The following is a 22,826-nucleotide window of genomic DNA, read 5'->3' on the forward strand; positions in this document are numbered from 1 at the left end:
CCGGTTTATGCATTTTTATCGCTGGCTGGCACGAACCGTGCAATCTACATTTACAGCGTAATAACTCATGTTTATTAACATTATTGCTACTTTTAATTTACCGGAAGAGGTCGATATGTCTCAGTCAATTACGCGTAACCACTTTGATGAATGGATGATGCCGGTCTACGCGCCAGCGGCGTTTATTCCGGTGCGGGGCGCCGGGTCGCGGCTGTGGGATCAGCAGGGCAAAGAGTATATCGATTTTGCCGGCGGTATCGCCGTGAACGCGCTGGGGCATGCGCATCCGCGTCTGGTGCAGGCCCTCACCGAGCAGGCGGGCAAGTTCTGGCATACCGGCAACGGCTATACGAATGAGCCGATCCTGCGGCTGGCCAAAATGCTTATTGATGCCACTTTCGCCGATCGGGTCTTCTTCTGTAACTCCGGGGCCGAGGCTAATGAGGCGGCGCTCAAGCTGGCGCGTAAATATGCCCACGATCGCTTTGGCAGCGAGAAAAGCGGCATCGTCGCCTTTCAGAACGCTTTCCACGGGCGGACGCTGTTCACCGTTTCGGCGGGCGGTCAGCCAGCCTACTCCCGGGATTTTGCCCCGCTGCCGCCGCAGATCCAGCATGCGGTGTTTAACGATCTCGAGTCGGCAAAGGCCTTGATCAATGACCAAACCTGCGCGGTGATCGTCGAGCCGGTGCAGGGTGAAGGGGGCGTGGTGCCGGCCAGCGTCGAGTTTTTACGCGGCCTGCGTCAGCTTTGCGACCAGCACAACGCCCTGCTGATTTTCGATGAAGTGCAGACTGGGGTCGGGCGCACCGGCGAGCTGTACGCCTATATGCACTACGGCGTGACGCCCGATGTGCTGACTACCGCCAAAGCGCTGGGCGGCGGCTTCCCCATCGGCGCGCTGCTGGCCACAGAGGCCTGCGCCAGCGTGATGACCGTCGGCACCCACGGCACCACCTACGGCGGCAACCCGCTGGCGGGGGCGGTGGCCGGCGAGCTGCTGTCGATCGTCAACACCCCGGAAGTGCTCTCCGGCGTCAGACAGCGCCATCAGTGGTTTTGCGAACGTCTGCAGGCGATCAACGCCCGCTATGGCCTGTTCAAGGAGATCCGCGGCCTGGGGCTGTTGCTCGGCTGCGTGCTGAACGACGCCTGGGCCGGGAAGGCGAAAGCCCTCAGCAACCTGGCGGCGGAAGAGGGGGTGATGATCTTGATCGCCGGCGCCAACGTGGTGCGTTTCGCTCCGGCGCTGAACGTCAGTGAAGAAGAGGTGAACAGCGGTCTGGATCGCGTCGAGCGGGCCTGCGCGCGTTTCCTGGCGGGAGTCTCATCATGATGGTTATTCGACCGGTGGAGCCGGGCGATCTGCCCGGGCTGCTGAAGCTGGCAGCGGAGACCGGCGGCGGGCTGACCTCGCTGCCGGTGGATGAAGCGACCCTCGCGGCGCGGATCGCCCGCTCGCAGCAAACCTGGCGCGGCGAGCTGCCGAAAAGCGAGCAGGGCTATGTCTTTGTGCTGGAGGAGAGCGAGAGCGGCACGGTGGTGGGCATCTGCGCGATAGAGGTGGCGGTGGGCCTCAACGATCCCTGGTACAACTACCGGGTCGGCACTCAGGTCCATGCCTCGAAGGAGCTTAACGTCTACCAGGCGCTGCCGACGCTGTTTCTCAGCAACGACCACACCGGCAGCAGTGAGCTGTGCACCCTGTTCCTCGACCCGCAGTGGCGCAAAGAGGGCAATGGCTATCTGCTGTCGAAATCGCGCTTCTTATTTATGGCCGCTTTTCGCGAGCGCTTCAATGAGAAGGTGGTCGCCGAGATGCGCGGGGTGATTGACGAGCGCGGCTATTCCCCGTTCTGGGAGAGCCTGGGCAAACGCTTTTTCGCCATGGAGTTTTCCCGCGCCGACTACCTGTGCGGCACCGGACAAAAGGCTTTCATTGCCGCCCTGATGCCCAAGCATCCGCTGTATATCGATTTCCTCACCCCCGAGGCGCAGGCGGTGATCGGCAAGGTCCATCCGCAGACCGCCCCGGCCCGGACGGTGCTGGAGAAAGAGGGATTCCGCTACCTGAACTACATCGATATTTTCGACGGAGGCCCGACCCTGGAGTGCGATATCGACCGGGTGCGGGCGATCCGCAAAAGCCGTCTGGTGACCACCGAGGCCGGCGAAACGCCACCCGGCGACTGGCCGTTGTGCCTGGTGGCGAACGAACAGTATCACCAGTTCCGCGCCCTGCTGGTGCATGCCGACCCGGATGGCGACACCCTGACCCTCAGCGCCCGCGAGCTGGATATGCTGAAGTGTCATGCTGGCGACCAGGTGCGCATGGTGCGCTTGATCCCTGAGGAGAAAACCGCATGAGTCTGTGGATTAACGGTGAATGGCGGCCCGGCGATGGGCCGCGCTTCAGCAAACAGGATCCGGTCAACCTGAAGATTGTCTGGCAGGGCGAGGCGGCGGATGCCGGGCAGGTTGCCGAGGCGGTCGCGGCTGCCCGCCAGGCGTTCCCGGCCTGGGCGCGGCTGCCGTTTGCCGACCGCCAGGCCATCGTCGAAAAGTTTGCCAGCCTGCTGGAGGCCAGCAAGGCGGAGCTGACGGCGATTATCGGCGCCGAGACCGGAAAGCCGCGCTGGGAGGCGGCCGGGGAAGTGACGGCGATGATCAACAAGGTGGCGATCTCGGTGAAGGCGTATCACACCCGCACTGGTGAACAGCACAGCGATCTGCCCGATGGCGCCGCGACGCTGCGTCACCGGCCGCATGGCGTGCTGGCGGTCTTTGGTCCCTATAACTTTCCGGGCCATCTGCCGAACGGGCATATCGTGCCGGCGTTGCTGGCGGGCAATACCGTGGTCTTTAAACCCAGCGAATTAACCCCGCACAGCGGCGAAGCGGTGGTGAAGCTGTGGGAGCAAGCTGGCCTGCCCGCCGGCGTGCTCAACCTGCTGCAGGGCGGTCGGGAAACCGGCGAGGCGCTCAGCGGCCAGGCGGACATCGACGGGCTGTTGTTTACCGGCAGCTCGACCACCGGTTTTCATCTGCATCGCCAGCTGGCCGGGCAGCCGCAAAAGATCCTCGCGCTGGAGATGGGCGGCAATAATCCGCTGATCGTTGACGACCCACGGGACGTCGATGCCGCGGTGCATCTGACCATCCAGTCCGCCTTTATTACCGCCGGCCAGCGCTGCACCTGCGCCCGACGTCTGCTGGTCCGGCGCGGAGAGGCGGGGGATGCCTTCCTCTCCAGGCTGGTGACGGTCAGCCAACGGCTGATCCCCGCGGCGTGGGACGCTGAGCCGCAGCCGTTTCTCGGCGGGCTTATCTCTGAACAGGCCGCGCAGAAAGTGCATCAGGCCTGGCTGCAGCGGGTCGCTGCTGGCGCGGTCACCCTGCTGGAGCCGCGGTTATTGCAGGCCGGGACGTCGCTGCTGACGCCGGGGATTGTCAACATGAGCGACATGGCCCAGGTCGAGGATGAAGAGGTGTTCGGCCCGCTGCTTGGGGTCTGGCGCTACGATACTTTCGAAGAGGCGATTGCCCTGGCCAACGCCACCCGCTTCGGCCTCTCCTGCGGGTTAATCTCCCCGGAACGAGAGAAGTTCGATCGGCTGCTGCTTGAGGCGCGGGCCGGGATAGTCAACTGGAACAAACCCCTGACCGGGGCGGCGAGTACCGCGCCGTTCGGCGGCACCGGAGCCTCAGGCAATCATCGCCCCGGGGCCTGGTATGCCGCAGATTATTGCGCCTGGCCGATGGCCAGTCTCGAATCGCCGACCCTGACGCTGCCCGCCAGTCTCAATCCGGGGCTCGACTTCCGGGCCGGGGAGGCGTTATGACCGCCCGCGAAGTCAACTTTGATGGTCTGCCCGGACTGACCCATCACTACGCAGGGCTCTCCTTTGGCAATGAGGCCTCCACCCGGCACCGCTATCGGGTGTCGAACCCGCAGCTGGCGGCGAAGCAGGGGCTGAAAAAAATGAAAGCCCTTGCCGACGCCGGCTATCCGCAGGCGGTGATCCCCCCTCAGGAACGACCCAACGTGTCGCTCCTGCGTCAGCTGGGCTTTAGCGGCAGCGATGAGCAGGTGGTGGCCCGTGCGGCCCAGCAGGATCCGGATCTGCTGTCGGCGGTGAGTTCGGCCTCGGCGATGTGGGTGGCGAACGCCGCGACGGTTTGTCCCTCCGCCGATTCGCTGGATGGCCTGGTGCACCTGACGGTGGCGAATCTGCAGGATAAATTCCACCGCGCCAGTGAAGCCCCCACCACCGGGGCGCTGCTGCAGGCGATATTCCCGGACCGCACGCGATTTGCCATCCACCCGGCGCTGCCTGCCTCTGCCTGGTTTGGCGACGAAGGGGCGGCGAACCATAACCGTCTCGGCGGCGAATATGGCGCCCCCGGCGTCCAGCTATTTGTCTATGGCCGCCGTCGGGGAAGCGAGGAGGCGCCACGTCGCTATCCGGCGCGGCAAACCCTTGAGGCAAGCCAGGCGGTGGCGCGCCTCAATCAGGTCAATCCCCGCCAGCTGATCTTCGCCCGCCAGCATCCGGAGGCGATCGACAAGGGGGTTTTTCATAACGACGTCATCGCGGTGAGCAACCGTCAGGTCCTGTTCTGCCATGAGCAGGCCTTTGCCGACCAGGACGCGGTTTTGCAGCAGCTTGCGCAGCAGGTGCCGGGCTTTACCCCGTTGGTGGTTCCCGCCAGCCGGGTCACGGTGGAAGAGGCGGTTGCTACCTATCTGTTCAACAGTCAGCTGTTGAGCCGGGCGGACGGCAGCATGGCGCTGATCCTGCCCCAGGAAGCCCAGGCGCATCCGGGCGTGTGGAACTATCTTAATGAGCTGCTGGCCGCAGATAACCCCATCGCCGCGCTGCAGGTGTTTGATCTGCGCGAGAGTATGGCCAACGGCGGCGGTCCGGCGTGCCTGCGCCTGCGGGTGGTGTTGACGGCCGAGGAGTATCAGGCGGTCAATCCGCACGTCCTGATGAACGATACGCTGTTTGCCACCCTCAATGACTGGGTGGATCGCTACTATCGCGACCGCCTCACCCAGGCCGACCTCGCCGACCCACAGCTGCTGCGGGAAGGGCGCGATGCGCTGGATCGGTTGACCCAGATCCTGCAGCTCGGTTCGGTTTATCCATTTCAGCAATAAGGGGGCGCGGTGGAACACTTTCTGGCATTAACCCTGGCGGGGCGATTGCCCCATCACTTTCACGGCGAGACGGCCCATTTCCGCTGGCACTGGCTCGGCGAGGGGATCCTCGAGCTGACGCCGCATGCGCGCTGCGAGCGCGGGCTGGTGCTTTCCTGCGCCATCCATGGCAACGAAACGGCGCCGGTGGAGATTGTCGACCGGCTGGTGCAGCGGCTGGTCCGGGAGGCACTCCCCCTGCGCTGGCGGCTGCTGGTGATCGTCGGTAACCCGCCGGCGCTGCGGGCGAATAAACGCTATCTGCACAGCGATATGAACCGGATGTTTGGCGAGCGCTGGCGGCAGTTCCCGGCCAGCGAGGAGACGCAGCGGGCGCAGCGGCTGGAGCAGGCGGTGGCCCGTTTCTATCGCGACCATGATGGTCCGCGCTGGCACCTCGATCTGCATACCGCGATCCGCGGGTCGCTGCATCCGCGCTTCGGCGTGCTCCCGGCCCGCGATACGCCCTGGGAGGAGGATTTTCTTCACTGGTTGGGCGGCGCCGGGCTGGAGGCGCTGGTGTTTCATCGCCAGCCGGGCGGGACCTTCACCCATTTCAGCTGCGAACGGTTCGCGGCGCTGGCCTGCACTCTTGAACTGGGTAAAGCGCTGCCGTTGGGGGAAAACGATCTAACGCAGTTTGCCGCCGCCGAGGGGGCTATCTCCCGGTTGCTGGTGGGGGATCTGGCCATTGCCGACGCCCCGGCGCCGCTGCGCTACCGGGTGGTGCAGCAGATCACCCGCCATAGCGATGATTTCCGCTTGCATATGGCGGAACAGACGCTGAACTTCACCCCCTTCGCCCCAGGCACGCTGCTGGCGGAGGAGGGGGAGACGCGGTATGTGGTGGGGGCAGAGCCGGAGTATGTTCTGTTTCCCAATCCGGCGGTGGCCAGGGGGCTGCGCGCTGGCCTGATGCTGGAAAAATTATCCTGAGGGCAAGCCGTCCGCCGGGCGGCCTGCTTTATTTCGCGCGTCGTTATTCATCTTCTTATTTTTTCGTGCGCCAGTGTAAATTTGCAGATTATTCCTGGTAAAATGCTTTGTTTTTAATCTCCTCTTCTTTATACTCTCCATAATTGCTCTGCAAAACAGTAGGTTATTTATTTTTTATTGCAATTCTTCGTTCAAATTCCTTATTTCCTCCATAATTGGTGAGAAACTGTTTTTTACACTTTCATTGTTTTACTCTTGCTCTGACTAATTGACGATAAACGTCGTAAAGTTAATCTCGTCAACACGGCAACGCGCCGTAAGAATAACGTAAAGTAAGGATTGAATGATGAAGAAACTCACTGCACTGTTTGTTGCCTCTACTCTGGCTCTGGGCGCGGCTAACCTGGCACACGCCGCCGATACCACCACCGCGCCGAGCGACAGCAAGCCGATGATGATGCATCATAAAGGCGGCCCGGGTCAGCATGACATGATGTTTAAAGGCCTGAACCTGACCGATGCGCAGAAGCAGCAGATCCGCGAGATCATGAAGAGCCAGCGCGAAAACATGAAGCGTCCGTCCCTTGACGAACGCCGCGCGATGCACGAGCTGATCGCCAGCGATACCTTTGATAAGGCGAAAGCGGAAGCGCAGATCGATAAGATGGAAGCGCAGCATAAAGCGATGGCGCTGTCCCGCCTGGAAACGCAGAACAAGATCTACAACATTCTGACCCCGGAGCAGAAAAAACAGTTCAATGCCAATTTTGAGAAGCATCTGACAGAACGCAACGCGCCGGCAGGTAAAATGCCTGCACCCGCTGAATAATGTAGCGCACTGAATCAAGACCGCCGGTCTTGCCCAATAATGCCATCAGGCGTTGGGCAGGGCCGGCGGTTTTTTGTTTCTGGTCTTTCAGCCAAGCGGATGCAACGGGTAGTTGCCGCTGAGCAGAGGCTTACAGAGGATTTTGTAACCATCCTGGTCGAATCCGGCGGGCAGGCGGGTCAGCGCAGCGGCCTCATTGAGCGAGTCGACGGCTCCCAGCCACAGCCAGTTATGAATGACATGATACTGCGTCATATCCGGGCCGCGCTCCTCCAGCGCCACCGGTCCTGCCCACGGCCAGCACACCAGCTGCAGCTTGCTCATCTGCGCCAGCAGACGCTGACGGTGCGCCTCCACGCTCTCCTTTCCACAGCAGGCGCCGGCGCAGCGGCCCAGTGCGGATCGAAAGCAGGCGCGGCCGCGGCTGAGCGGCTCCAGACCGAGCAGGCCGTAACAGAGGCGCTGTTCGTCAGCAAGGCTCTGCAGCATCTGCAGCGCCGCCCGCCGGTTGGCGAACAGACCATAGAGATGCTGCTGGTGCGAGAAATCAACCTCGCGGGCATAGACAATCTGCGGCCGGTCGTCCGCAAGCAGCCAGGCGCAGAGTTGCTTGTTACGCCGTAGCCGCTTGTTAAACAGCGGCTGCTGCTCTTTAATCAACCGCGCCTCCAGCAGCAGCGCTCCCAGCTCGCCAGCGGTGCGCTGCCAGGTGATACGCCGGGACTGACGCAGCATCGCCGCCTCTTCAGGGGTGCGCAGGTGGGAGAGCACCCGGCTGCGGAGGTTGACGCTCTTGCCGATATAGAGCGGCATCGTGTCGCTATCGGCGTGAAACTGATAGACGCCCGGCAGCTTCGGCAGTGTCTCCAGCCACGGGCGAAGGTGTTCGGGATATTCATAGATCGCCGCCGCCTCAAACTCCAGACGCGGGGCAGATTGCTTTCTGGCCACAATAACTCCTGATACTGTCTATCTATCCAGTATAGCAGGCGGTTTTTGCGGCGAAAAGCGCAAAAAACAACCCCGGCGCGGGCCGGGGCGGGGGAGGGACTATTTTTTCCAGAAATCGTCAAAGACGGTGATCGGTGGCCGACGCTTGTGTTCGGTTTTCAGATACCAGCCTTCGATCGTTTTGGCGATGCTGGGGTCCAGCGTTTTGCCTTCCAGATAGTCGTCGATATTCTCATAGGTCACCCCCAGCGCCACTTCATCCGGCAGGGAGGGGCGATCGTCTTCCAGATCGGCTGTCGGTAACTTCTTATACAGATGTTCCGGGCAGCCGAGATGGGCCAGCAGCTGTTTGCCCTGACGTTTGTTCAGCCGGAAGATCGGGTTGATGTCGGTGCCGCCGTCGCCATATTTGGTGAAGAAGCCGGTAATCGCCTCCGCTGCATGGTCGGTGCCGACTACCACCCCTTGGGTCATCCCGGCGATGCTGTACTGGGCTTTCATGCGCTCACGGGCTTTTTCGTTGCCGCGAACGAAGTCGCTCAGTTCGATCCCCGCTTCGCGCAGCGCCTGTTCGCTTGCCAGTACCGAGGCTTTGATATTCACCGTCAACACCCGGTCAGGCTGAATAAAGGCGATGGCATCCTGGCAGTCCTGCTCATCCGCCTGCACGCCGTAGGGTAAACGGACGGCGATAAACTGCAGGCTGCTGTCGCCCGTTTCGGCGCGCAGTTCATTGATCGCCATCTGGCACAGTTTCCCCGTCAGGGTCGAGTCCTGGCCGCCGCTGATACCCAGCACCAGTGATTTAATAAAAGGGTAAGTCTGCAGATAGGATTTCAGGAAATCGACGCTGCGACGGATCTCGTCTGCGGCATCGATCTGCGGCTTCGCGCCCAGCGCCTGAATAATCTCTTGTTGTAGCGTCATCGCGCCCTCCGAAAGTGAATCTGTTTGGCAACCTGTTGGCTTAAAGCTACCTCTTTGCCGCTGAAACGACAAGGACCGGGGTTTTGACTGCCGGAAAAGAAGGCAATCAATGACATAGGATTTCATTATAGATGCCACCGCGCAGGAGAAAGCGCCGGTCGGCGGCGGAGCGTCAATCCTGTTTACGTAATAACACACTCAGACATGATTTCGCTGTTCGGCTTGAAAAATAACACTATTTATTCCAGGCTTATCGTTACACAGTGGAAGAGAGGAACCAAAATGAACAAAAGCTTAGCAGGAATACTGGGCGTCACCGTCGCGTTAACCTTACTCGCGGGCTGTACCGCTTACGATCGTACCAAAGACCAGTTTACCCAGCCGGTGGTGAAAGATGTGAAGAAAGGGATGTCGCGCCAGCAGGTGATGCAGATCGCTGGCAAACCTTCAACGGAAGTGACGATGGTCCATGCCCGCGGCACCTGCCAGACCTATATCCTCGGTCAACGAGATGGTAAAGTGGAGACCTACTTTGTGGCCCTCGACGAAACGGGGCACGTGATGAACTCCGGCTACCAGACCTGCGCCGAGTATGATACGGATCCGCGCAACGCTAAGTAAGCGCCTTACTGTTGACTGAGTTGTACGTAAGCCCGACCACTGGTCGGGCTTTTTTGTGAGTCCTGATGCTTATTTAATTGCGCGAATTATTTGGGTGAAAATGTGAGGGTAGTCAAAACCGGAGGTCAATGAGAGACAATTCTGTTCAACAGGGAATTATCACGACGGCTCAGCTTGCCGTATACTCAACCCATAAACAGAATTAACCGGATGTTACCAGTCTTACCGGCTCTCAGCGGTTACTGAAGGCCCTGGTCTCACACATTGAGGAAGCGTTCATGGAAAAGAAACACATTTATCTGTTCTGCTCGGCAGGCATGTCCACGTCACTGCTGGTCTCCAAAATGCGGGCGCAGGCGGAAAAATACGAAGTCCCGGTCATTATTGAAGCCTATCCTGAAACTCTCGCGGGTGAAAAGGGACCGGAAGCCGACGTTGTATTATTAGGGCCACAAATTGCGTATATGTTACCGGAAATTCAGCGCCTGCTGCCAAATAAACCGGTAGAAGTCATCGATTCTCTTCTGTATGGCAAGGTGGATGGTTTAGGGGTATTGAAAGCCGCCGTCGCGGCCATTAAGAAAGCTGCAGCACAATAATTTTAAATTTTAAAACTCGATGTATTTTGACGCCTGGCGGCATTCTGTTGCCGGCCGTCAAAAAATAAAGAGTTTATTTTCCCGTCAAAGAGTAATTTCATACATCATCGCCGTAATAGTTTATTGCGGCTTTTAAGGGTATTGACTATGAGTAAAGTGATCGACTCGCTTGAAAAGGTACTCCTTCCTTTTGCAGTGAAAATAGGAAAGCAGCCGCATATTAATGCGATTAAAAATGGATTTATTAAACTCATGCCGTTGACCCTCGCCGGGGCCATGTTTGTATTAATTAACAACGTTTTTCTGAGCTTCGGCGAAGGCTCTTTCTTTTACTCCATGGGCATTCGCCTGGATGCCTCTACCATTGAAACCTTAAACGGTTTTAAGGCTATCGGCGGCAACGTCTATAACGGCACCCTCGGCATTATGTCGTTGATGGCGCCATTCTTTATCGGCTCCGCGCTGGCGGAAGAGCGCAAAGTCGACCCGATGGCCGCTGGCCTGCTGGCGGTAGCGGCCTTCATGACCGTGACCCCGTACAGCGTGGGCGAAGCCTATGCCGTCGGCGCCAACTGGCTGGGCGGGCAGAACATCATCTCCGGTATGATTATCGGTCTGGTCGTCGCGGAACTGTTCACCTTCGTGATCCGTCGCAACTGGGTGATCAGACTGCCGGACAGCGTGCCGGGATCGGTATCGCGCTCTTTCTCTGCGCTGATCCCTGGCTTCTTGATCCTCTCCATCTTCGGCATTATCTCGTGGGCCCTGTCGAGCTACGGCAGCAACTTCCACCAGATCATCATGGACTCCATCTCCACGCCGCTGGCGGCGATGGGCAGCGTGGTCGGCTGGGCATACGTCATCTTTAACTCCCTGCTGTGGTTCTTCGGGGTGCACGGTTCGCTGGCGCTGACCGCGCTGGATAACGGCATCATGACGCCGTGGGCGCTGGAAAACATCGCCCTGTACAACCAGTACGGATCGGTTGATGCGGCGATCGAAGCGGGTAAACAGTTCCACTTCTGGGCCAAGCCGATGCTCGACTCCTACATCCTGCTGGGGGGTTCCGGGGCGACGCTGGGTCTGATTATCGCCATCTTTATCGCTTCCCGCCGCGCTGACCATCGTCAGGTCGCGAAGCTGGCGCTGCCGTCAGGCATCTTCCAGATTAACGAACCGATTCTTTTTGGCCTGCCGATCATCATGAACCCGGTGATGTTCATCCCGTTCGTGCTGGTCCAGCCGATTCTGGCGGCCATTACTCTCGCGGCCTACAGCCTGGGGATTATCCCACCGGTGACCAACCTGGCGCCGTGGACCATGCCAACTGGCCTGGGGGCGTTCTTTAACAGTAACGGCAGTGTCGCCGCTCTGCTGGTCGCCCTGTTCAACCTTGGCGTCTCCACCCTGGTCTACCTGCCGTTTGTGGTGCTGTCGAATAAAGCGCAGACCGTTATCGAGCAGGAAGAGAGCGAAGAAGACATCGCCAACGCACTGAAATTCTGATACCGCGCGGTACGGGCAACGTCCCGTACCGCCTGAGAAATGAGGGAAATATTATGTTTGATCTGGACAACATCGACGCGGTAGAGACCCCGGAAAACGACCTCGAAGAGGTGGTGATGGGGCTGATTATCAACTCCGGCCAAGCGCGTAGTCTGGCCTATGCCGCGCTGAAGCAGGCCAAGCAGGGGGATTTTGCCGCGGCGAAAACGATGATGGAGCAGTCGCGTCAGGCGCTGAGCGAGGCGCATCGGGTGCAGACCCAGCTTATCGAAAGCGACGAGGGCGAGGGGAAAATGAAGGTCAGCCTGGTGCTGGTGCATGCTCAGGATCACCTGATGACCTCCATGCTGGCCCGCGAGCTGGTAGCGGAATTGATTGAGCTGCACGAGAAGGTACAATAGGCCATCGCGACGATGAGGCAGCCCAGGATGATGACCACCGAGATCAGTACCGCCAGAGAACAGCAGTTGTTCAACGGGAAGAACTTTCATGTGGTCATCTATAACAAAACGGAAAGCGTGAGCGGGCTCCACCAGCATGATTACTACGAATTTACCGTCGTATTAACCGGGCGCTATTACCAGGAGATCAATGGCAAACGGGTGCTGCTGGAGCGCGGGGATTTTGTCTTTATCCCGATGGGTTCGCACCACCAGAGCTTCTATGAATTTGGTGCGACGCGCATCCTTAACGTCGGCATCAGCAGGCGCTTCTTTGAGAAACATTATCTGCCGCTGCTGCCGTTTGGCCTGGTGGCGTCGCAGGTCTACGCCGTGCAGAGCGCTTTTCTCGGCTACATTGAGTCGGTCATCGCCTCACTCAATTTTCGCGAAACGGAATTTGACGAATTTATCGAGCTGGTCTCCTTTTATGTCATTAACCGTTTACGTCACTATCGCGAAGAGCCGGTTGCAGACGTCGTCCCGCAATGGTTAAAAAATACCGTTGAGGCTATGCACGATAAACTGGAGTTTGGCGAGAGCGCCCTCGAGAATATGGTTCGGCTATCGGGCAAAACGCAGGAATATTTAACCCGGGCGACCCAGCGCTATTATGGTAAAACGCCGATGCAGATAATTAACGATATCCGTATCAATTTTGCCAAAAAGCAGCTGGAAATTACCAACTATTCGGTGACGGATATTGCCTATGAATCAGGGTACAGCAGCCCGAGCCTGTTTATTAAAACCTTTAAAAAGCTGACCTCGTTTACACCGAGTAGTTATCGAAAACATTTGACCAGTATTAATTAAGCCCAGGCGGTATTAGCCGCCAGGCTTACACCATAACTAATTTAAGTTAACTGTCCGCATTTATGCGGAGAGCGGCCTGCGTCTACACGCAGCGTCTAAGGGAGAAAAAGATGAGCCAGAAATTAAAAGTCGTCACTATTGGCGGCGGTAGCAGCTATACCCCGGAATTACTGGAAGGTTTCCTGAAACGTTATCATGAACTGCCGGTGACAGAGCTGTGGCTGGTGGATGTGGAAGAGGGCCAGGAGAAGCTCGATATTATCCATGCGCTGTGCGAGCGGATGGTGGAAAAAGCCGGCGTGCCGATGAAGGTTTATAAAACGCTGGACCGCCGCGAGGCGCTGCAGGGCGCAGATTTCGTCACTACCCAGCTGCGCGTGGGCCAGCTGAAGGCGCGGGAAAAAGATGAGCGTATCCCGCTGAGCCACGGTTATCTTGGCCAGGAGACCAACGGGGCGGGTGGGCTGTTTAAGGGGCTGCGCACCATCCCGGTGATTTTCGACATCGTGAAAGATGTGCAGGAGATCTGCCCGGACGCGTGGATCATCAACTTCACCAACCCGGCGGGCATGGTCACCGAGGCGGTCTATCGTCACACCAGTTTCAAACGCTTTATCGGGGTGTGCAACATTCCCATCGGCATGAAGATGTTCATCACCGACGTGCTGCAGCTCAGCCCGAGCGATGAGCTGCACATCGACCTGTTCGGTCTGAACCACCTGGTGTTCGTCCGCGACGTGCTGGTTAATGGCGTCTCGCGCTTCGATGAACTGCTGGATGGCGTCGCCTCCGGCCGCCTGACCGCGAACTCGGTAAAAAATATCTTCGACCTGCCGTTCAGCGAAGGGCTAATCCGCTCCCTGCGCCTGATCCCATGCTCCTATCTGCTCTATTACTTTAAGCCAAAAGAGATGCTGGCGATTGAGATGGGCGAGTACTATAAGGGCGGCGCGCGCGCCCAGGTGGTGCAGAAAGTGGAGAAGCAGCTGTTTGAGCTGTATAAAAATCCGGATCTCAAGGTCAAGCCGAAGGAGCTGGAGCAGCGCGGGGGCGCCTATTACTCCGATGCCGCTTGCGAAGTGATCAACGCTATCTATAACGATAAGCAGACTGAGCACTATGTGAATATCCCACATCATGGCCATATCGATAATATCCCGGCGGACTGGGCGGTCGAGATGAGCTGCACCTTAGGTCGCGATGGCGCGAAGCCGACGCCGCGCATCACCCATTTCGACGAGAAGGTGCTGGGGCTTATCTATACCATCAAAGGGTTTGAAGTGGCGGCCAGCCAGGCGGCGATCAGCGGCGAGCTGAACGACGTGCTGCTGGCGCTGAACTTAAGCCCGCTGATCCATTCCGATCGTGACGCCGAGCAGCTGGCGCGGGAGATGATTCTGGCCCATGAAAAATGGCTGCCGAACTTTGCGGCGACGATCGAAAAACTGAAAGCGTAACGGGAGCGGCTAATGGAACGCGTATTGATCGTCAATGCCGACGACTTCGGCCTCAGTAAAGGGCAGAACTACGGCATTATCGAGGCCTGCCGCAACGGCGTGGTGACATCAACTACGGCGCTGGTCAACGGCGCGGCTATTGACCACGCCGCCCAGCTGAGCCGCAGTACGCCGGAGCTGGCGGTCGGGATGCACTTTGTGCTGACGCTGGGCGAACCGCTGTCGGCCATGCCGGGGTTAACCCGCGACGGCCGGCTGGGCAAATGGATCTGGCAGCAGGCGGAAGAAGATAACCTGCCGCTGGAGGAGATTGCCCATGAGCTGGCGTGTCAGTACCGTCGTTTTATCGAACTCTTCGGTCATGAGCCGACGCATCTCGACAGTCATCACCATGTGCATATGATCGCTCCGATCTACCCCATCGTCGCGGCTTTTGCCCGCGACAAGGGCATCGCGTTGCGCATTGATCGCCAGGTGGCGGCGCAGAGCGGTCTCGATCAGCAGGCGGCGCGCAGCAGCGCAGGCTTCAGCAGCGAGTTTTACGGGGAAGCCGTCTCTGAGGCGCTGTTCCTGCAGACGCTGGACGCCTCAATCGCCCGCGAGGAGCGCTCTCTGGAGGTGATGTGTCATCCGGCCTTTGTCGACCAGACCATCATGGGCAGCGCCTACTGCTATCCGCGGCTGGGCGAGCTTGATGTGCTGACGTCCGCCTCGCTGAAAGCGGCGGTGGCCGACCGGGGTTATCGCCTGGGAACCTACCGCGACGTGTAAACCCGACGGGGAAAGGAAAGTGAGTCAAGCCCGGCACACCGTGCCGGGCTTTTTGCTACGCCGGAATAGCGGCGATTTTCGGGCTTCTCGACCATACCCGGTGGGCCGTCATCAGGGCGAGCAGTTTATCTGCCGCCGGCGTGTCAAGAGCATCGGTGACGATGACGCCCTCTTCGCCCTGGGCCGGGACCTGCAGAACCGACGTTAACTGCCGCGCATCGCCTGCCAGCAGGATCGGCTTCAGATGCTTATAGGCCTCCAGCAGGTAGTAGCGCGCGTCGCCGCTCTGGCTCAAGGCGCTGAGATCGCCGCCGGGCACCACCACGGCATCCACCGTCAGCGACGGGGAGCCGGCGAAGGTGCCGGCGATCGGCAGGGGAGAGCCATCGTCGGCGACGACTTCCCCCATCCGCGAATAGAGCAGTTTACTGTGCACGCCCCGGGCCTGTAGCGCCTGCAGGAGATGGACCAGATCCTGCGCCGAGGTACGCTCATTGAGCAGCACCGCCACCACACGACCTTTCACATCCCCTTCGGCATCCGCGTAGAGGCTGAGGGTGGGATCTTTCTCCACGCCGTTGACCGGGGAGGGCAGAGTGAGGCTGCGCTGCTCATCGCTCAGTTCGATACCTAAATTCGCCCCGACCGTTTCCGCCAGCCGGGTATCAATATGGGCCAGGTGATCGACCACCCGCTCGCGGATCCAGGTGCGGACCACTTTGCTAAGCTCGAAGCTGAAGCCATCGATAATATGCTGCTGCTCAATCGGCGTCTGGCTCAGCCAGAACAGACGCGGCTGGGCGTAATATTTGCCGAATGACGGGCTGCGCTGACGGATCTTCTCGCCGTCGACGCGCTCGGCGAGGGACTCAAAACCGCCGCGTTTGGCGGCTGGCGGCGTCTCGCGCGGCCAGTTATCGTTGATCGAGTTGGGTTCGTAGTTGGCCGGGTTGGTGTCAATCTCCATCCGGTGCATACCGTCGCGCTGGAAGTTGTGGTACGGGCAGGTCGGCCGGTTGATCGGGATTTCATGGAAATTCGGTCCGCCGAGGCGGCTTATCTGGGTATCGGTGTAGGAGAAGAGGCGCCCCTGCAGCAGCGGATCGTTGCTGAAATCGATGCCCGGGACGATATGCCCGGGATGGAAGGCCGCCTGTTCGTTTTCGGCAAAGAAGTTGTCCGGGTTGCGGTTGAGGACCATTTTGCCGACCCGTTGCACCGGCACCAGCGCCTCGGGGATCAGCTTGGTGGGATCGAGCAGGTCGAAATCAAAATCAAATTCATTCTCTTCGGGGATCAGCTGCAGGCCGAGCTCAAATTCCGGGTAGTCCCCGGCTTCAATGGCCTCCCACAGATCGCGGCGATGAAAATCGGGGTCACGGCCGGTCAGCTTCTGCGCTTCATCCCATACCAGCGACGCCTTGCCGGCGACCGGTTTCCAGTGGAAGCGAACAAAGGTGGCTTTGCCCTCGGCATTGATCAGGCGGAAGGTGTGGATGCCAAAGCCTTCCATGGTGCGATAGCTGCGCGGGATGCCGCGATCGGACATCGCCCACATCACGTTGTGCAGCGTTTCCGGCTGCAGGGAAACATAGTCCCAGAACGTATCGTGAGCGCTTTGTCCCTGGGGAATGGCCCAGTGGGGCTCAGGCTTCACGGCGTGGACAAAGTCGGGAAACTTCAGCGCGTCCTGGATAAAGAAGACCGGGGTATTGTTGCCAACGAGGTCAAAAATCCCCTCGTCGGTGTAAAACTTGGTGGCGAAGCCGCGAATATCGCGAACGGTGTCCGCCGACCCCGCGCCGCCCTGCACGGTGGAGAAGCGCACAAAGACCGGGGTAATTTTATCGGCTGCCGAGAGAAAATCGGCTTTGGTCAAGGCTGTCAGGCTTTTGTAGGGCTGAAAGTAACCGTGGGCCGCTGAGCCGCGGGCATGAACGATACGCTCCGGAATTCGCTCGTGGTCGAAGTGGGTGATCTTCTCCCGCAGAATGAAATCTTCCAGCAGCGTTGGGCCGCGGGTACCGGCGCGCAGCGAGTTCTGATCGTCGGCAATGCGCACGCCCTGGTTAGTGGTCAGCGGATAGTCTTCTCCGCCTTTGCGCTGTGGCTCCAGGGCATCGAGTTTTTTGCTGTGGGTATCAGGCGCTTTCAGGCTGCCAGGGGCGGTCGGTTCAGCGCCAGGGGCGGTGGGTTTCGGCGTGGGGCGCCACTCCCGGTCATCCGGCGCCAGCGAGTCGAGACCCGGCTGCGCTTCCTCGCTGCCGTGGACCGGTGCCTGCTGGTGGTGAGGGTTTGGGTGCTTATCTGACATTGCTCGTCTCCTGCTTTCATTGCTAAAAGTGGTCGTTGATAAACCAAAACCCTTCTAACTATAGAACATTACGCTGCCTGCGCCCGGCAAGGGGGCAGGGAGTTATCCTAAAATGCGCATCGGCGGCAGGGGGGCGACGAACGGGGCCACGATCGGCTATGATAGAGGTTTCTGTTTCCCGCTTTGCTTAGTGAATCCATTTGTTATGAAACCATTGCGCCAACAAAATCGCCCTGTCATTAGCTACGTGCCGCGCGTGGAGCCTGCGCCCCCGGAACATGCCGTGAAAATGGACCATTTTCGCGATGTCTGGATTTTGCGCGGGAAGTATGTCGCCTTTCTGCTGATGGGAGAGCATTTTCGCCGTTCACCGGCGTTCAGCGTGCCGGAGTCGGCGCAGCGCTGGGCTAACCAGGTGCGTCAGGAAGGAGAGATTGAAGCCTGAGTCTGCTGCAGAAATAAAAAAACCGCTGATTATCAGCGGTTTTTTTGTGCTTACCGTTTAGCGATGCGCCAGTTCGGCTTCTTCTTCGCTATCGAAAATCGACTTGTCGGTCTGGCGCAGCCACTGGCTGGTCAGCGTCCCGGCGGTCATGGAGCCGTTAACGTTCAGCGCGGTACGTCCCATATCGATCAGCGGCTCGACGGAGATCAGCAGCGCCACGAGGGTCACCGGCAGGCCCATCGCCGGCAGGACGATCAGCGCGGCGAAGGTGGCCCCGCCGCCCACTCCGGCGACGCCCGCCGAGCTGACGGTGACGATGCCCACGAGGGTGGCAATCCACATCGGATCCAGCGGGTTGATGCCTACGGTCGGTGCGACCATCACCGCCAGCATGGCCGGGTAGATACCGGCGCAGCCGTTCTGACCAATGGTGGCGCCAAAGGAGGCGGAGAAGCTGGCAATCGACTCCGGTACGCCGAGACGACGGGTCTGCGCTTCCACGTTCAGCGGAATGGAGGCGGCGCTGGAGCGGCTGGTGAAGGCGAAGGTGATCACCGGCCAGACTTTACGGAAATACTTCAGCGGGCTGACGCCGTTAATCGCCAGCAGCAGGCCGTGGACGATAAACATGATGCCCAGCGCGATGTACGAGGCCACCACGAAGCCGCCAAGCTTGATGATATCCTGCAGATTCGACCCGGCAACCACTTTGGTCATCAGCGCCAGAACGCCGTAAGGGGTCAGCTGCATCACCAGACGAACCAGCTTCATCACCCAGCCCTGCAGGGTATCAATGGCGGTCAGGACGCGCTGGCCTTTTTCCACATCCTCTTTCAGCAGCTTCAGGGCTGCGACGCCGAGGAACGCCGAGAAAATGACGATGCTGATGATCGAGGTCGGGTTAGCCCCGGTCAGGTCAGCAAACGGGTTCTTCGGCACAAAGGAGAGGATCAGCTGCGGGACGCTGAGATCGGCCACTTTACCCACATAGTTGCTCTGAATGGCGTTCAGACGAGCGGTCTCCGCGCTGCCCTGGACCAGTCCCTCGGCGGTGAGGCCGAACATGTTAGTCACCAGCACGCCAACCAGAGCGGCGATCAGGGTGGTGAACAACAGAGTCCCGATGCTCAGGAAGCTGATTTTCCCCAGCTGCGAGGCATTGTGCAGGCGGGCGACCGCGCTAAGGATTGACGCGAAGACCAGCGGCATAACGATCATTTGCAGCAGCTGGACATAACCGTTGCCGACGATATTAAACCACTGGATGGAATCCTTCAGCACCTGGCTGTCAGACCCGTAGATCAGCTGTAGCGCCAGACCGAAGATCACGCCAATCGCCAGGCCGACCAGGACCTTCCTGGCCAGGCTCCACTGTTTATGGCGCGTTTGCCCCAGCGCAAACAACAATACGGCGAACACGACTACGTTCGCTATTAATGGAAAGTTCATCCCCGTTCTCCTGATATTTTTATAACCTGGGCTGGTGGATAACCAGCTCTTATGACCGCAAGGTTAGCAGAAGGCGTTATCAAGGACTTATATTCAAATGGAATGGGTTATAACCAAAAGGTGTTTTCTGCCGGTTTATCGCCCACTCTGGTGACTTATGAAGCGATTGAAGGTGATCTGCAGGGAATTAATCACCCCGGAAGACCAGCGTATCGCGGTGTTGTCCGCCAGCGTCTGCGGCATCCAGACGGCATAGATGAACAGCGCCATGCATAAGGCGCGCTCCAGCTGGTTGCCTTTGCGCGGCGCAAGGATCGGTAGCCGAAAGCGCCAGCGGCAGGGCCACAGCAGCGGCACCCCGGCTGGGGTGAGCATATCGGCAAGGATGTGGCTGAGATAGCCCAGCACCAGGCCCTGGAGGGCGTCCGCCGGGACAATCCAGCTGTCAGGCACCTTGAGGTAGAATAGCGTCAGCGCGCCAAACACCGCCAGCAGGCTGTGGGTGAAGCCGCGGTGGCCAAAGGCCCGCGCCACGGGCTTTGAGATCCAGCTCAGCCGCTGGCCAAGAAACGACTTTGGGTGATCGATGTCCGGCAGCAGGCAGGTCAAGACCGCGGAGGGCACAATATGCCACCAGTCGCCCTGCGCCAGCACCGGCGTTAACTCTGCGTTTTTGGCAAATACTGCGCAGGCGATTGAAAAGAAGAGATGGCCTTCCGCCGTCATGATAACACACCCTAAACTGTCGATTCATACAGTATAGGGTTTTTATACAGTGCACGGAAGAGGTGACGGTGTAACTCTTTGTCACAAATTCTCAGCGCGCCAGCCATCCGCCGTCGACGGCCAGGGTATAGCCGTGAATATAGTCGGCGGCGGACGAGGCGAGAAACACCACCGGCCCCTGCAGGTCATCCGGCACACCCCAGCGACCGGCGGGGATACGCTCAAGGATTGCCTGGTTGCGCTCCTCATCTTCGCGCAGCGCCTGGGTGTTATTGGTGGCCATATACCCGGGCGCAATGGCGTTGACGTTGATACCCTGACCAGCCCATTCGTTAGCCAGCAGGCGGGTCAGCCCCAGCACGCCGCTTTTCGAGGCGGTATAGGAGGGGACGCGGATCCCGCCCTGAAACGAGAGCATCGAGGCGATGTTAACGATTTTCCCGCCTTCACCCTGGCGAATGAACTGCCTGGCGACCGCCTGGCAGAGGAAAAAAACTGCTTTCAGATTCAGATCGATCACCGCATCCCAGTCACTTTCCGTGAAGGTCAGGGCATCATGGCGGCGGATAATCCCGGCGTTGTTGACCAGAATATCGACCCGGCCCATCGCCGCCACCGCCTGGTCGACCAAAACGGTCATATCATCCTGTTGGCTGAGATCCGCCTGAATGGCATGAAAGCGGCGGCCCAGCGCCTGAACCTGCGCGGCCGTGTCGTGGGGAATTTTGCGGTTGATGCCGACGATATCGCATCCGGCCTGCGCCAGGCCCAGCGTCATTCCCTGTCCCAGGCCGGTATCGCAACCGGTCACGATGGCGACCTTACCCGTCAGGTCGAAGGCGTTCAGTACCATATTCACCTCTGTGTGCTGATCTTCAGGCGTACGATGACGCCACCTGTACCCAGCATAGAGGCAGGAAAATAAAATTACAATTAAAATGAAACGATGTTTTGATTTTCTTTGCTGGCGGGTGGCGGCGATCGCGTCACCCGCCAGCGGTCTTACCCGAGCAGCGCCTCGACGGTCAGGGCCTGCAGTGACGGCAGCTTGACGTCCGCCAGCACGAAGCGCGGGTCGCGGCTGTTCTCTGCTTCCGGCACGACGATAGCGCGCATGCGCGCAGCTTTGCTGGCGATCATGCCGTTGACCGAGTCCTCCAGCGCGACACAGCGCTGTGGGTCGACCCCGAGGGCGGCGGCGCAGTTGAGATACACCTGCGGGTGCGGTTTGCTCCAGGGCAGATGCTCCGCCGAGGCGAGGGCATCAAACTGGTCGCGCAGCTCGAACATATTGAGCACTTTCTCCAGCATCACCAGCGGCGAGGCTGAGGCCAGCCCTACCTTCAACCCCTGGGCTTTGCACAGGGCCACCGCCTCGCGCACCCCCGGCAGCAGCGGACGTGAGGCTTCAACCAGTTCGATGGCGCGACGGATAATGCGCGCGGTAGCTTCTGCGCGGTCTACGCCGCGCCACGGCTGCTGCGCGTACCACAGATCCACCACCAGGTCGATTCGCAGACCCAGCAGGTCGGGCAGTTCATCGCGGCGGCGGGTATCCACCCCCAGGCTCTCCATGACCTCGACCTCCGCCTGATCCCAAAGCGGCTCAGAGTCAATCAGCAACCCGTCCATATCAAAAATCGCAGCCTCAATGCGGCGCTTCGCTGACATATGTCCTTCTCCTGTTGCGTAATCAGATAAACGAATCGGCATTCATGGTATATCATACCGCGCGTTATTGGGCGAAATTCGCCGTGGAAGATAGACTTATACCCGACACATTCGGGTAAGCGAGGGGCGCCTGCGCCACGCAACGGGCGGCAGGCGAACCACTAACGCGTCTTTAACAAGGGGAACTCATGACGTACCAACAAGCTGGACGCATTGCGGTCATCAAACGTATTTTGGGATGGGTCATCTTTATTCCCGCCGTGCTGTCGACGCTGATTTCTGTCCTCAAATTTATGTATGAGCACAGTGAAAAGAAACCCGGCATTGACGCGGTGATGATGGATTTTGCGCACGTCATGATTGAGATGATGCGCTTTAACACGCCGTTCCTGAACTTTTTCTGGTACAACTCACCGCTGCCGGATTTTCACCATAGCCTGAACATCGGCTTCTGGATTATCTTCATTCTGGTGTTCGTCGGGATGGCGCTGCAGGCCTCCGGCGCGCGGATGGCGCGGCAGGCGAAATTTCTCCGCGAGGGGATTGAGGATCAGCTGATCCTCGAGCAGGCGAAAGGCGCGGAAGGGTTAACTCGCGAGCAGCTCGCCGAACGCATTGTGGTGCCGCGACATACGATCCTGGTGCAGTATTTCCCGCTGTACGTGCTGCCGGTGATGGTGATTGTTATCGGCTACTTCTTCTTCTCGCTGCTGGGCTTTCTCTAAGCCAGGTGCCCGGTTAGCCGGGCGCCATCTTATTCGGCTGGCAGAGGGCGGGGTTTACCCTGATTATCGACGGCAACGTAGATAAACAGCGCTTCCGTCGCCTTGTAGCGCTGGCCAATCGGTTCTGAAGAGACTTTTTTCACCCACACTTCGATGTTAATGGTCACTGAGGTATTGCCGCGCTTCACGCAGCGGGCATAGCAGCACACCACATCGCCTACGGCCACCGGGCGTAAAAAGGTCATCCCATCCACGCGCACGGTCACCACGCGACCCTGGGCGATCTCTTTGGCCATAATGGCGCCGCCGATATCCATCTGCGACATCAGCCAGCCGCCAAAAATGTCCCCGTTGGCATTGGTATCTGCCGGCATTGCCAGGGTGCGTAAAACCATTTCGCCCTTCGGGGCGAGATCTGTTGTTGTCATGCTCTACTCTGTTGT

At 59.2% G+C, this 22,826-nt stretch carries 24 protein-coding genes; 16 read left to right on the forward strand and 8 right to left on the reverse strand.

Annotated features, from left to right (window positions below; all coding sequences use genetic code 11):
• The first annotated feature begins 115 nt into the window (after window positions 1–115).
• The 6 genes from astC to spy all read left to right on the forward strand — a co-directional run bounded on the left by astC (window position 116) and on the right by spy (window position 6,968).
• On the forward strand, window positions 116–1,336 hold the full coding sequence (gene astC, locus ACLEXF_RS01145) for a succinylornithine/acetylornithine transaminase (protein ID WP_004203812.1): 1,221 nt from the start codon (window positions 116–118) through the stop codon (window positions 1,334–1,336).
• The gene (astA, locus tag ACLEXF_RS01150) at window positions 1,333–2,367 is read left to right on the forward strand and encodes an arginine N-succinyltransferase (protein WP_194007442.1); all 1,035 of its coding nucleotides are present in this window, start codon (window positions 1,333–1,335) and stop codon (window positions 2,365–2,367) included. Before astC ends, astA begins: the two co-directional genes overlap by 4 nt.
• Window positions 2,364–3,842, forward strand: coding sequence for a succinylglutamate-semialdehyde dehydrogenase (gene astD / locus ACLEXF_RS01155; RefSeq protein WP_017898661.1), 1,479 nt, complete (start codon window positions 2,364–2,366; stop codon window positions 3,840–3,842). The genes astA and astD overlap by 4 nt, the downstream gene beginning before the upstream one ends.
• The gene (gene astB / locus ACLEXF_RS01160; RefSeq protein WP_064150255.1) at window positions 3,839–5,164 is read left to right on the forward strand and encodes an N-succinylarginine dihydrolase; all 1,326 of its coding nucleotides are present in this window, start codon (window positions 3,839–3,841) and stop codon (window positions 5,162–5,164) included. Before astD ends, astB begins: the two co-directional genes overlap by 4 nt.
• 9 nt (window positions 5,165–5,173) lie before the next feature.
• Window positions 5,174–6,139 (forward strand): succinylglutamate desuccinylase, encoded by a 966-nt coding sequence (gene astE, locus ACLEXF_RS01165; protein WP_004203816.1) that lies wholly within the window; start codon window positions 5,174–5,176, stop codon window positions 6,137–6,139.
• 343 nt (window positions 6,140–6,482) lie between these two features.
• A complete protein-coding gene (spy, locus tag ACLEXF_RS01170; RefSeq protein WP_075205488.1) occupies window positions 6,483–6,968 on the forward strand; it encodes an ATP-independent periplasmic protein-refolding chaperone Spy in 486 nt (161 codons plus the stop codon).
• 87 nt (window positions 6,969–7,055) lie between these two features.
• Here the strand turns inward: spy and cho are convergent, their stop codons facing one another.
• Complete coding sequence (gene cho, locus ACLEXF_RS01175) at window positions 7,056–7,919, reverse strand: excinuclease Cho (RefSeq protein WP_080841125.1); 864 nt, start codon at window positions 7,917–7,919, stop codon at window positions 7,056–7,058.
• Window positions 7,920–8,018: 99 nt separating this feature from the next.
• A complete protein-coding gene (gene nadE / locus ACLEXF_RS01180; protein ID WP_004203821.1) occupies window positions 8,019–8,846 on the reverse strand; it encodes an ammonia-dependent NAD(+) synthetase in 828 nt (275 codons plus the stop codon).
• A gap of 282 nt (window positions 8,847–9,128) precedes the next feature.
• Here nadE and osmE point away from each other — a divergent pair, with 282 nt between their 5' ends.
• The 8 genes from osmE (at window position 9,129) to chbG (ending at window position 15,053) form a co-directional block, all read left to right on the forward strand.
• Entirely contained in the window at window positions 9,129–9,467 is a 339-nt protein-coding gene (gene osmE, locus ACLEXF_RS01185; RefSeq protein WP_004203822.1) for an osmotically-inducible lipoprotein OsmE, read from the forward strand.
• 278 nt (window positions 9,468–9,745) lie between these two features.
• Complete coding sequence (gene chbB, locus ACLEXF_RS01190; protein WP_002901547.1) at window positions 9,746–10,066, forward strand: PTS N,N'-diacetylchitobiose transporter subunit IIB; 321 nt, start codon at window positions 9,746–9,748, stop codon at window positions 10,064–10,066.
• Between the two features lie 19 nt (window positions 10,067–10,085).
• Window positions 10,086–10,202 (forward strand): hypothetical protein, encoded by a 117-nt coding sequence (locus ACLEXF_RS01195; RefSeq protein WP_032425961.1) that lies wholly within the window; start codon window positions 10,086–10,088, stop codon window positions 10,200–10,202.
• 11 nt (window positions 10,203–10,213) lie between these two features.
• Window positions 10,214–11,572 (forward strand): PTS N,N'-diacetylchitobiose transporter subunit IIC, encoded by a 1,359-nt coding sequence (chbC, locus tag ACLEXF_RS01200; protein ID WP_004203823.1) that lies wholly within the window; start codon window positions 10,214–10,216, stop codon window positions 11,570–11,572.
• 53 nt (window positions 11,573–11,625) lie between these two features.
• Entirely contained in the window at window positions 11,626–11,973 is a 348-nt protein-coding gene (gene chbA / locus ACLEXF_RS01205) for a PTS N,N'-diacetylchitobiose transporter subunit IIA (RefSeq protein WP_004203824.1), read from the forward strand.
• 27 nt (window positions 11,974–12,000) lie between these two features.
• Complete coding sequence (gene chbR / locus ACLEXF_RS01210; RefSeq protein ID WP_004203825.1) at window positions 12,001–12,825, forward strand: transcriptional regulator ChbR; 825 nt, start codon at window positions 12,001–12,003, stop codon at window positions 12,823–12,825.
• Between the two features lie 110 nt (window positions 12,826–12,935).
• Entirely contained in the window at window positions 12,936–14,282 is a 1,347-nt protein-coding gene (locus ACLEXF_RS01215) for a 6-phospho-beta-glucosidase (RefSeq protein WP_004203826.1), read from the forward strand.
• A 12-nt stretch (window positions 14,283–14,294) separates the two neighbouring features.
• Complete coding sequence (chbG, locus tag ACLEXF_RS01220; RefSeq protein ID WP_017898664.1) at window positions 14,295–15,053, forward strand: chitin disaccharide deacetylase; 759 nt, start codon at window positions 14,295–14,297, stop codon at window positions 15,051–15,053.
• Between the two features lie 55 nt (window positions 15,054–15,108).
• Here chbG and katE read toward each other — a convergent pair whose 3' ends face one another.
• A complete protein-coding gene (katE, locus tag ACLEXF_RS01225) occupies window positions 15,109–17,367 on the reverse strand; it encodes a catalase HPII (protein ID WP_423265699.1) in 2,259 nt (752 codons plus the stop codon).
• Window positions 17,368–17,557: 190 nt separating this feature from the next.
• Between katE and cedA the strand changes: the two genes are divergently transcribed.
• Entirely contained in the window at window positions 17,558–17,812 is a 255-nt protein-coding gene (gene cedA / locus ACLEXF_RS01230; RefSeq protein ID WP_008807754.1) for a cell division activator CedA, read from the forward strand.
• Window positions 17,813–17,869: 57 nt separating this feature from the next.
• Here the strand turns inward: cedA and ACLEXF_RS01235 are convergent, their stop codons facing one another.
• The 4 genes from ACLEXF_RS01235 to hxpB form a co-directional block, all read right to left on the reverse strand.
• Window positions 17,870–19,261, reverse strand: a complete 1,392-nt coding sequence (locus ACLEXF_RS01235) for an L-cystine transporter (protein WP_017898666.1) — start codon at window positions 19,259–19,261, stop codon at window positions 17,870–17,872.
• 135 nt (window positions 19,262–19,396) lie between these two features.
• The gene (locus ACLEXF_RS01240; RefSeq protein WP_004203834.1) at window positions 19,397–19,987 is read right to left on the reverse strand and encodes a metal-dependent hydrolase; all 591 of its coding nucleotides are present in this window, start codon (window positions 19,985–19,987) and stop codon (window positions 19,397–19,399) included.
• Between the two features lie 91 nt (window positions 19,988–20,078).
• Window positions 20,079–20,840 (reverse strand): 2-dehydro-3-deoxy-D-gluconate 5-dehydrogenase KduD, encoded by a 762-nt coding sequence (gene kduD, locus ACLEXF_RS01245; protein ID WP_032455866.1) that lies wholly within the window; start codon window positions 20,838–20,840, stop codon window positions 20,079–20,081.
• Between the two features lie 149 nt (window positions 20,841–20,989).
• Window positions 20,990–21,658 carry a hexitol phosphatase HxpB gene (hxpB, locus tag ACLEXF_RS01250; RefSeq protein WP_017898668.1) on the reverse strand — a complete coding sequence of 223 codons (669 nt, stop codon included), beginning with the start codon at window positions 21,656–21,658 and terminating at the stop codon, window positions 20,990–20,992.
• 188 nt (window positions 21,659–21,846) lie between these two features.
• Here hxpB and ACLEXF_RS01255 point away from each other — a divergent pair, with 188 nt between their 5' ends.
• Window positions 21,847–22,383: a YniB family protein gene (locus ACLEXF_RS01255; RefSeq protein WP_004203839.1), complete on the forward strand. Its 537-nt coding sequence runs from the start codon at window positions 21,847–21,849 to the stop codon at window positions 22,381–22,383.
• Window positions 22,384–22,412: 29 nt separating this feature from the next.
• On the opposite strand, the gene yciA is transcribed toward ACLEXF_RS01255, so the two are convergent.
• A complete protein-coding gene (yciA, locus tag ACLEXF_RS01260) occupies window positions 22,413–22,811 on the reverse strand; it encodes an acyl-CoA thioester hydrolase YciA (RefSeq protein ID WP_002901629.1) in 399 nt (132 codons plus the stop codon).
• Between the last annotated feature and the right edge of the window lie 15 nt (window positions 22,812–22,826).

The organism is Klebsiella pneumoniae complex sp. WS1778 (genome assembly GCF_049472055.1).
In the GTDB taxonomy this organism is placed as follows: Bacteria; Pseudomonadota; Gammaproteobacteria; order Enterobacterales; family Enterobacteriaceae; genus Klebsiella; species Klebsiella quasipneumoniae.